General features: G+C 72.9%; 11 protein-coding genes and 1 pseudogene. 10 read left to right on the forward strand and 2 right to left on the reverse strand.

The features are described 5' to 3' along the window. Together ACIQOV_RS12600 and ACIQOV_RS12605 are read right to left on the reverse strand one after the other, a co-directional pair. Positions 1-325 (reverse strand): annotated as a pseudogene (locus tag ACIQOV_RS12600) (hypothetical protein); the annotation flags it as partial. Beyond that, positions 322-855 carry a SigE family RNA polymerase sigma factor gene (locus ACIQOV_RS12605; RefSeq protein ID WP_401047985.1) on the reverse strand — a complete coding sequence of 178 codons (534 nt, stop codon included), beginning with the start codon at positions 853-855 and terminating at the stop codon, positions 322-324. The pseudogene ACIQOV_RS12600 and the gene ACIQOV_RS12605, both read right to left, overlap by 4 nt. A gap of 123 nt (positions 856-978) precedes the next feature. Here ACIQOV_RS12605 and ACIQOV_RS12610 point away from each other — a divergent pair, with 123 nt between their 5' ends. The 10 genes from ACIQOV_RS12610 to ACIQOV_RS12655 all read left to right on the forward strand — a co-directional run. Further along, the gene (locus ACIQOV_RS12610) at positions 979-1,740 is read left to right on the forward strand and encodes an alpha/beta fold hydrolase (RefSeq protein WP_401047960.1); all 762 of its coding nucleotides are present in this window, start codon (positions 979-981) and stop codon (positions 1,738-1,740) included. Positions 1,741-2,001: 261 nt separating this feature from the next. Then, on the forward strand, positions 2,002-2,709 hold the full coding sequence (locus tag ACIQOV_RS12615) for a dienelactone hydrolase family protein (RefSeq protein ID WP_401047963.1): 708 nt from the start codon (positions 2,002-2,004) through the stop codon (positions 2,707-2,709). Between the two features lie 282 nt (positions 2,710-2,991). After that, a complete protein-coding gene (locus ACIQOV_RS12620; RefSeq protein ID WP_401047965.1) occupies positions 2,992-3,930 on the forward strand; it encodes an urea transporter in 939 nt (312 codons plus the stop codon). 168 nt (positions 3,931-4,098) lie between these two features. Further along, entirely contained in the window at positions 4,099-4,404 is a 306-nt protein-coding gene (locus ACIQOV_RS12625; protein WP_401047968.1) for an urease subunit gamma, read from the forward strand. Positions 4,405-4,407: 3 nt separating this feature from the next. Beyond that, complete coding sequence (locus tag ACIQOV_RS12630) at positions 4,408-5,388, forward strand: cobalamin biosynthesis protein CbiX (RefSeq protein ID WP_401047970.1); 981 nt, start codon at positions 4,408-4,410, stop codon at positions 5,386-5,388. Then, positions 5,378-5,815, forward strand: coding sequence for an urease subunit beta (locus ACIQOV_RS12635; protein ID WP_359904398.1), 438 nt, complete (start codon positions 5,378-5,380; stop codon positions 5,813-5,815). Before ACIQOV_RS12630 ends, ACIQOV_RS12635 begins: the two co-directional genes overlap by 11 nt. Beyond that, on the forward strand, positions 5,815-7,539 hold the full coding sequence (gene ureC, locus ACIQOV_RS12640) for an urease subunit alpha (protein ID WP_401047974.1): 1,725 nt from the start codon (positions 5,815-5,817) through the stop codon (positions 7,537-7,539). The genes ACIQOV_RS12635 and ureC overlap by 1 nt, the downstream gene beginning before the upstream one ends. Beyond that, positions 7,536-8,291 (forward strand): urease accessory protein UreF, encoded by a 756-nt coding sequence (locus tag ACIQOV_RS12645; RefSeq protein WP_401047977.1) that lies wholly within the window; start codon positions 7,536-7,538, stop codon positions 8,289-8,291. Before ureC ends, ACIQOV_RS12645 begins: the two co-directional genes overlap by 4 nt. A gap of 50 nt (positions 8,292-8,341) precedes the next feature. Beyond that, a complete protein-coding gene (gene ureG, locus ACIQOV_RS12650; protein ID WP_401047980.1) occupies positions 8,342-9,031 on the forward strand; it encodes an urease accessory protein UreG in 690 nt (229 codons plus the stop codon). 176 nt (positions 9,032-9,207) lie between these two features. Beyond that, a partial coding sequence (locus ACIQOV_RS12655) for a galactokinase family protein (RefSeq protein ID WP_401047983.1) occupies positions 9,208-9,656 on the forward strand: 449 nt, incomplete at its 3' end.

Here is a 9,656-nt window from a genome sequence, read left to right on the forward strand (position 1 = left end):
CCCACCCGGGAGTGCGCTCCGGCGTGGGGCCGGGCGCCGGGGAGAGCGCGGCGCCGACGCCCGCGGCACCGATCCCGCGGGCGGGCGCCCCGCCCGGGCTCAGCTGCGTCAGCGCACCCCCGGTCAGGGCCACCACCGAGGCCAGCACCGCCGCGCCGACCACCGTACGGCGGCGGTGCCGCAGCCGGCGGCCGCCCGCCACGATGTCCGCCACCGGCGCCGGGCCGATCCTCGCGCCGGCCGCCGCCTCGGCGAGGCCGAACCCGACCCACAGGTCCTCGCCGTCGTCCGCGCCCGTACCCACCCCGTCCGGCTCCCGGTTCATGCCACTCCTCCGATCCGTGTCGTGTCCTTGAGTTCCACCAGCGCCGTGACCTGCCGCAGCCGTGCGATGCCCTTCGCCGCGTGGCTGCGCACCGCACCCACCGAGCAGCCCATGGCCGCCGCCGTCTGGCTGTCGCTCAGGTCCTCCCAGTGCCGCAGCACCACCGCCTCGCGCTGGCGCGGCGGCAGGGTGGCCAGCGCGGCCAGCAGGGCCCCGCGCTGGTCGGAGCGGGCGAAGCCGTCCTCCGCCCCCGCCGTGTCCGGCACCGCGTCCACCAGCAGCTCCGGCGCCCGGCGGCGCCACCGCCGGGCGTGCTGGTTGACCAGGATCCGCCGCACGTAGGCGTACGGATCGTCGGCCCGGCGCACCTTCGACCAGGCCGCGCAGGCCTTCTCGGCGGCGGACTGCACCAGGTCCTCGGCCGCGTACTGCTCGCCGGCCAGCAGGTACGCCGTCCGGACCAGGCGCGGCCAGGCCGCGACGATGAACGCCTGGAACCCGTCGTCCCGATCGCTCTTCGCTTCTCGCATGAGCACCTCCGATCACCTCCTTCACCCGTCCAGAGCCCCGGGGAGGCCGGAAGCGCTTACCGGGTGGGTGCGGCGGCTTCAAACTGCTTGGGTAACGGCGGCAAGGGCACTACTATCCGCCGGATGATCATTTCTCATGACGTAGCAGGCAGTGGGCCCGCCGTGGTGCTGCTGCACTCCTCGGTGTGCGACCGGCGGATGTGGGACGCGCAGTGGCAGCCGCTGATCGACGCCGGGTACCGGGTGGTCCGCTGCGACTTCCGCGGCTTCGGCGACACGCCGCTCGCGGACGGCCCGTACAGCGACACCGGGGACGTCCTGGCCCTGCTCGACCACCTGGGCATCGGGACCGCCGCCCTGGTCGGCGCCTCCCACGGCGGCCGGATCGCCCTGACGGCGGCCGCGCTGCGCCCCGAGGCGGTCACCAGGCTGGCCCTGCTCGGCGCGGGCATCCCCGGGCACCGGCCCAGCGACACCCTGCGCGCCTTCGGCGGCCGGGAGGACGAGCTGATCGAGGCCGGGGAGATCGACGCGGCCGTCGAGCTGAACGTCGAGTCCTGGCTCGGCCCGGAGGCCGACGAGCAGACGCGCGCGCACGTCCGCCGGATGCAGCGTCACGCCTTCGACGTCCAGCTGGAGGCGAAGTTCGGCTCCGACCGCGAGGACGTCGACCTCGGCCGGATCACCGCCCCCACCCTGGCCGTGGCCGGCGCCCACGACTTCCAGGACTTCCGCGACATCGCCGCCACCCTCCCCACCCTCCTCCCCGACGCCCGCCACCAGGAACTCCCCTGGGCCGGCCACCTCCCCAGCCTGGAGCGCCCGGCCGAGACCACCGCCCTCCTCCTCGCCTTCCTCGGCGAGCCCGCCCCGGCCGCGCAGTAGCGCTCACGGGCACCGGAATCCCGGTGCGGCGAGCCCGGAGCGGAAAGTCGGCCCGCCCGACCTCCGGTGCCCTTCGGCGCCGCCCACCGGCCGGGCCCGGTGGGGCGGCCTCCCGCCCCGGCCGTGCCGCGGCGTGCGGGCCACCGCTCAGCCGCCGGTGGCGGTCCGCTCCGGCGGCAACGCGGAAAAGTCGGGACTCGAACGTGTGTCGGGAGCCATGATGGCGGGGTGCACTTCACCTCGGAATCCAGCGTTGACGGCGTGACGCAGCGCCGCTTCACCCTCGACGGCGCGCCCGGGGTGCTCTGGCAGCCGGACGGATCGTCCCTCGGCGGGCGGCCGCTGGTACTGCTGGGGCACGGCGGCGGGCAGCACAAGCTGGTGCCGGGGCTGGTGGACCGGGCCCGCCGGTGCGTGCGGGAGCTCGGGTGCGCGGCGGTGGCGCTGGACGCGCCGGGGCACGGGGAGCGGCCGCGCAGTGCGCAGGACGAGCGGTTCGCCACCGAGATCGGGGAGTTGATCGCGGCAGGGCGGCCGATCAGTGCGTGGGTGGCGCGGCACACGGCGGCGCTCGCGGAGCGGGCGGTGCCGGAATGGGTGGCCGTGCTGGACGCGTTGGGCGGGCGGGCGGAGGGCCTCGGGCCGGTGGGGTACTGGGGGCTGTCGCTGGGGAGCGTGATCGGCATCCCGCTGGCGGCGGCCGAACCGCGGGTCGCCGTCGCGGTGTTCGGGCTGACGGGGCACGCCTCGCAGACGGAGGCGGCGGAGCGGGTCGGGGTGCCGGTGGAGTTCCTCGTCCAGTGGGACGACGAGCTGGTCCTGCGTGAGGGGGCGCTGGCCCTGTTCGGCGCGCTGGGTTCGCGGGAGAAGACGCTGCACGCCAACCTCGGGGGCCATGTGGGGGTGCCGGAGCTCCAACTGATGTCCTCCGAAAGGTTCCTGGTGCGGCATCTGGGCCGGGTGGAGTGACCGCGGACCCCGGCGGCGTCGATGCCAACCGTCGGTAAAACTTCGCAAAGGATTTCTCCCTGCAACGAACGCGACCCGCACTGACTTCAACAGATTGTTGCAGCTCAGTGGCCCGATGGTCACCCTCCGTGGATTTGGCATAACAGCCCGTGCCCCCTGGACTTCGCAAACCGTAGGAGTACGGTTCCGGAGGAATCGCCGGGGCCGACTTTCAGGCAGGCCGGCCGTACCGGAAAATTGGTGCGCAGCATGGATTTGCAACAGGGTGGGGAGAGCGCCTCGGTGGCGACTCGTCCGATATCCGGCAGGTGGTTCGCGGAAGTGCTGCGCGGCGTCGCGCAGGTCGATTTCATGCCGTCCGTCGTCTGCGGACTCTTCTTCGTGGCCGCACTGTTCGCCGCCGACTGGCAGTACGGCCTCTACGGGCTGCTGGGCAGTGCCGTCTCCACCGCCGTGGCGTACGGGCTCGGGCTCGACCGGGAGGCCGTCGGGGCGGGGCTGCACGGGTACAACGGGTGCCTGGTGGCGCTGGGTTGCGCCGTCCTCCTGGGCGCCGGGCGCCCCGCGACGGTCGCGGTGGCGGTCCTCGGGGCCGCCGTCGCCGTGGTGGTCGCGGCGGGACTCGGGGCGCTGCTCGCCACCTGGCGGCTGCCCGCGCTGACCGCGCCGTTCTGCCTGGTCGCGACCGCCGTCACGGCGGCCGCCCCCGGCCTCCGGCGGCTGTGGCACGGGGCGGGAGCGCCCGCCGCCCTGCCCGTTCCGGCGGAGGGGCCGACCGGGCTGGGCTGGGACCGGCTCTGGCACGGGTTCTTCGCGAACATCGGTCAGATCTTCCTCGTGCCGCAGTGGTACGCCGGCCTGCTGTTCCTGGCCGGGCTGTTCGCGGCGAGCCGGCTCGCGGGCCTGATGGCCTGCGCGGGAAGCGCCACCGGGCTGCTCACGGCCTGGGCGTTCGGCGCCCCCGGCGAGGCCGTAGGGCAGGGCCTGCTCGGGTACAGCGGGGTGCTGGTCGCCCTCGCGCTGTGCGGGGTGTTCCTGGCGCCCGACGCCTGGAGCGCGGCCTACGCCCTGCTCGGTGCGGCCGGCGCGACGGTGCTGACCCCGGCGCTCGGCGCGGTCTCCGCGACCTTCGGCGGCCATGCCTTCACCTGGCCGTTCGTGCTGACCACGATGCTGTTCCTGGCGGCGGTCCCGGCCGTCCCGCGCCTGCGCCGGGTCTGATTCCGCGCCCGACGTCCCCGCAATCCCCTCACTTTCCCCACTTTCCCCGCCGTTCTCGTTTCCCTCGTTTCTCTCGCTTCTCTTCGCTTTATTTGAACTCTCGGCAGGTCGATTGCCGCGAGCACTCCCTGCCATTCATCGGATTCCCGGAAAGGAAGAGTGATACCCGTGAATCTCTCGCCGCGTGAGATGGGCAAGCTGTACATCTACGTCGTCGCCGACCTGGCCCGCAAACGCCGGGACCGCGGCGTCAAGCTGAACTACAGCGAGGCCTGCGCGTTGATCAGCGAGGCGATCATGGAGGGCGCCCGGGACGGCCGGACCGTCGCCGAGTGCATGGAGATCGGCAAGCAGGTCGTCGGCGGCGAGGACGTCATGCCCGGCGTGCGCGAGATGCTCCCGCTGCTCCAGGTCGAGGCGGCGTTCCTGGACGGGACCAAGCTGGTCTCCTGCCACGACCCGGTGGGTGCCTGAGCGATGACCCGGATTCAGGCCGCCACCGTGGTGCTGGCCGGTGGGCACGAGAGCGACGGTGGACGGGACCTCGCCGCCCTGGTGGCCGGCGGGTCCACCGGGCCGGCCGCCGCCCGGCACCCGTCCACGGTGCCTTCCACCACCCGGCCCCCGACCGCCGGGTGCGCCACCGTGCACGCCGTCGCCCCCGCGGGCCGTCCGCTCACCGAGGCCGTACGGTCGGCGCTCGCCGCGGCGGGCGACGGACCGGTGTGCGTCGTGCCGATGACGCTCGGCCGCGACCCCGGACTGGTCGCCGACACCGCCCGGGCGCTGCGCTGGCTGGCCGCCGGGGAAGGCCGCGGACGGCTCGCGCTGACCGCCCCCTTCGCCGCCGCCGACCACCTGATCGGCTGGCTGCGCGCAGCCGCCGGCGCCGCCCCCGACGGCGCGGTGCTGGTCACCGCGCCGGCGGCCGGCCCGTTCGAGGACGCCGAGCTGTTCCGGATCGCCCGCCTCGCCCGCCAGTACGGCCGGCACCGGTGGGTCGAGGTCGCCCTCGACGGCGGCGACCCCGACCCGGCCGAGGGCGCCGAACGCTGCCGCCTTCTCGGCGCACGCGAGGTGACGGCCGTTCCGGCCTCTTTCGGGCCGGCCCTGCGCACCCCGCTGCCCGGCGTACGGGACGGCGGTCCGCTGCTGCGGCCGTCCGCCGTCGCCGGGGTGGTCGCGGCCCGGACGGCGGCGGCGCTGCACCTGCTCGGGCACGGGGAGGACGGCATCCCGGCCGGCCTCGACGCCGAGCACGGGCACGGCTACGCGCACAGCCACGGGCCGGACGAGCAGAGCCATCAGCACCATCACCAGCACCACCAGCAGCAGCACGGGAACCAGCACCAGCATCAGAACCACCAGCACCATGCGCACGACCGCCCCGGCCACCCCCGGGGACCCGAACACACCCCCACTGACCCGGCAGAAAGGAAGGCCGACCATGTCCGGTAGCGCCGCATACCTGTACGGCGAGGACCCGGTGGAGATCAACGCCGGCCGCGCCAAGGCCACCGTCACGGTCAGCAACACCGGCGACCGGGCGATCCAGGTGGGCTCCCACTACCACTTCTTCGAGGCCAACCGCGCCCTCGACTTCGACCGCAACGCCGCCTTCGGCAAGCACCTGGACATCCCGGCCGGCACCGCCGTCCGGTTCGAGCCGGGAGACACCAAGGACGTCACGCTCGCCGAGTTCGGCGGCCACCGCCGCCTGGTCGGCTTCGCCAACCTCGTGGACGGCGGCATCACCGCCCCCGCCACCCGCGCCCGCGCCGTCGACCGGGCCATCGCCCTCGGCTTCAAGGGCACCAACCTCGACCACAAGGAAGACCGGCCCCGGGACTTCCGCACGGAGACCCACCAGGAAGGCGACCGCTGATGGCCATCCTCTCCCGCAGGCAGTACACCGACCTCTTCGGCCCCACCGTCGGCGACCGCTTCCACCTCGCCGACACCAACCTCCTGGTCGAGGTCGAGCAGGACTTCAACCAGGGCCACTACGGCGACGAGGCCGTCTACGGCGGCGGCAAGGGCATCCGCGACGGGATGGCCCAGGACCCGGCCGCGACCTCGCTCCAGGGGGCGCTCGACCTGGTCATCACCAACGTGGTCGTCATGGACGCGGTGCTCGGCGTGGTCAAGGGCGACATCGGCGTCAAGGACGGCCTGATCGTCGCCGTCGGAAAGGCCGGGAACCCGCACACCCAGAGCGGCGTGCACCCGCGGCTGGTGATCGGCCCCGGCACCGAGGTGATCTCCGGCGAGCACCTGATCGCCACCGCCGGCGGCATCGACACCCACATCCACTTCATCGCCCCGCAGCAGGTGCAGGAGGCGCTGAGCAACGGCATCACCACCCTGATCGGCGGCGGCACCGGCCCGTCCGACGGCACCAACGGCACCACCTGCACCCCCGGCCCGTGGAACATCCACCGGATGTACCAGGCGGTCGAGGACCTGCCCGTCAACGTCGGACTGCTCGGCAAGGGCAACGGCTCGCTGCCCGGAGCCCTGCGCGAGCAGGTCGAGGCGGGGGCGTGCGGCCTCAAGGTGCACGAGGACTGGGGCAGCACCCCGGCCGCGATCGACAGCGCGCTGAGCGTCGCCGACGAGTACGACGTGCAGGTGGCCATCCACACCGACACCCTCAACGAGTCCGGCTACTTCGAGGACACCCTGTCCGCGATCGACGGCCGCACCATCCACACCTTCCACACCGAGGGCGCGGGCGGCGGCCACGCCCCCGACATCATGCGGATCGCCGGCGAGCCCAACGTGCTGCCGTCCTCCACCAACCCCACGCTGCCCTACACCGTCAACTCCGTGGACGAGCTGCTGGACATGGTGATGGTCTGCCACCACCTCAGCCACAGCATCCCCGAGGACGTCTCCTTCGCCGACTCCCGGGTCCGCGCCGAGACCATCGCCGCCGAGACCGTGCTGCACGACGAGGGCGTCATCTCGATCTTCTCCTCCGACTCGCAGGCGATGGGCCGGATCGGCGAGTCCTTCACCCGCGCCTTCCAGACCGCCCACCACTGCAAGGACCAGCGCGGCAAGCTGGCCGGCGACAGCGAGCGCAACGACAACGCCCGCGTGCTGCGCTACCTCGCCAAGCTCACCATCAACCCGGCCGTCGCCTCCGGCACCGCCGACCACATCGGCTCGCTGGAGCCCGGAAAGCTCGCCGACATCGTGCTCTGGCCGATCAACTCCTTCGCCGCCAAGCCGAAGATGGTCATCAAGGGCGGCGTGATCAACTGGGCGCTGATGGGCGACCCGAACGCCTCGCTGCCCACCCCGCAGCCGGTCTACTACCGCCCGATGTTCGGCCAGTACGGCCGGACCAGGCAGGCCACCCGGGTGTCCTTCATGTCGCAGGCCGCCGTCGACCTCGGGGTTCCGGCCCGACTCGGCCTGGAGAGCCGGGTGCTGCCGGTCCGGCGGTGCCGTTCGGTCGGCAAGCAGCACATGGTGCGCAACGACGCGCTGCCGAAGATCGCGGTCGACCCGGAGACGTACAAGGTCACCCTGGACGGCGAGCCCGCCACCATCGAGCCGGCCCGCGAACTGCCGCTCAACCACCTGTTCTACCTCGCGTGAGCGGAACCGATGTCGCCGACGCCGGTGGTGTTGTTGGTGTCGCTGCCGACGCCGGCGTGTCGGGGGACGGCCTGGACGCGCTGCTGGTCTGCCTCCAACTGACCGACTCGGCCTTCCCCAGCGGCTTCTACACCCTGTCGCACGGGCTGGAGGGCTACGCCCAGGCCAAGGCCGTCACCCCGGACACCCTGCCCGCGCTGCTCGCCGACCTGCTGCGGCACGGCGTCGGACCGTCCGACGCCACGGCGCTGGTCCTGGCCCACCGGGCGGCCACGGCGGGCGACTGGGAGCTGCTCGCCGAGACCGACCAGCGGCTGCACGCCACCCGGCTCAACCGCGAACTGCGCCTGGCCGCCACCCGGACCGGACGCCAACTCCTGGACATCGCCCGGGAGTCGTTGGGCGGCGAGGCGCTGGAGCGGTACGCCGCACTGGTCGCGCGGAAGCGGGCCCCCGGCTGCCAGGCGGTGGCGGCCGGGGTGGCGTACGCCTCGGCCGGCGTTCCGGTCGAACAGGCCGTCACCAGCGACCTGTTCGCGTTCTGCACCAGCTTCGTCGGTGCGGCGCTCCGGCTGCGGCTGACCGACCACCGCAAGGCGCAGGTGGTGCTGCGGGCGGCCTCCCCGGTGATCCGGGAGGTCGTCTCCGCCGCGCTGGCAAGGGACTTGGCGGACCTCGGCGGCTGCGTGCCGGTCGCGGACGCCATGTCCGGGCGGCACGAACGGGCGGAGGCCCGGCTGTTCATGAGCTGACCACTCGATGCGTACGTGTGCCACCAGAACTAACAATCCAAGGAGGAGAGTTGACCGAGAACGTGCTCCGCGTGGGCATCGGCGGGCCGGTGGGCTCCGGCAAGACGGCGCTGATCGAGGCGCTCGTCCCGGTGCTGATCGCCCGCGGCCACCGCCCGGCGGTCATCACCAACGACATCTACACCCAGGAGGACGCCCAGCACGTGCGGCGCACCCTGGCCGGGCTGCTGGACCCGGAGCGGGTGGTCGGCGTGGAGACCGGCGCCTGCCCGCACACGGCCGTCCGGGACGACCCGACGATGAACCTCGCGGCCGGCGCCGAGATGCTGGAGCGCTTCCCGGACGTCGACACCCTGCTGTTCGAGTCCGGCGGCGACAACCTCACCCTGACCTTCAGCCCGGTGCTGGTGGACCTCTTCCTCTTCGTCCTCGACACCGCCGAGGGCGAGAAGATGCCCCGCAAGCGCGGCCCGGGCATCACCGAGTCGGACCTGCTGGTCATCAACAAGATCGACATCGCCCAGTACGTCCGCGCCGACCTCGGGAGGGTTCCAGCGGGCGTTCGTCCACGGCGTTCCGGACCGTGCCGAACTCCTGGTCGTAGTAGACGAGTTCGCGGCCGTCGGCCAACTTGGTCGCGGTCTTGTGCACCGCTGTGCTCCTTCTGCGGGGGAGTTCGGCCAGCCTGTGCCGATCTCCAACAGAATCAAACATATCCGATCGTTTGTCAACAGGTGTAGACCTGCTGGCAGGTCATCAGGCGCCGCATTCGATCCCTGTTGCGATGAGAAATCCGCAGGTGTTGACTGTGGCGGCCGATGATGTTTGATTATGTCGAAATCAACTCCCGTCCGCCGATGGAGGCATCGACGGGAGCCGACACGACGCACACGCACGACGTACGGGAGCCGAGCAGATGATCGACCGGGCCGCCACCGACTTCGAGGCCGTCCACGGCGCCCGGCCGAGCGGCGTGTGGGCCGCGCCCGGCCGGGTGAACCTGATCGGTGAGCACACCGACTACAACGACGGCTTCGTCCTGCCCATCGCCCTCCCGCACACCACCAGGGTCACCGCCCGCCGCCGCGCGGACGGCCGGGTGCGGCTCCACAGCACCCAGGGCGACGGCACCATCACCGACCTCGCGCTCGACGGCCTGGCCCCCGGGGTCGTCACCAGCTGGGCCGCCTACCCGGCCGGCGTGTTCTGGGCCCTCGCCGAGGCCGGACACGCGATCGGCGGAGCCGACCTGTCCTTCGACAGCGACGTGCCGACCGGGGCAGGGCTCTCCTCCTCCGCCGCCCTGGAGTGCGCCACGGCCGCCGCCCTGAACGACCTGTACGGGCTCGGCCTGTCCGCGCCGGA

This window comes from Kitasatospora sp. NPDC091257 (assembly GCF_044757675.1).
Lineage (GTDB): Bacteria > Actinomycetota > Actinomycetes > Streptomycetales > Streptomycetaceae > Kitasatospora > Kitasatospora lactacystinica.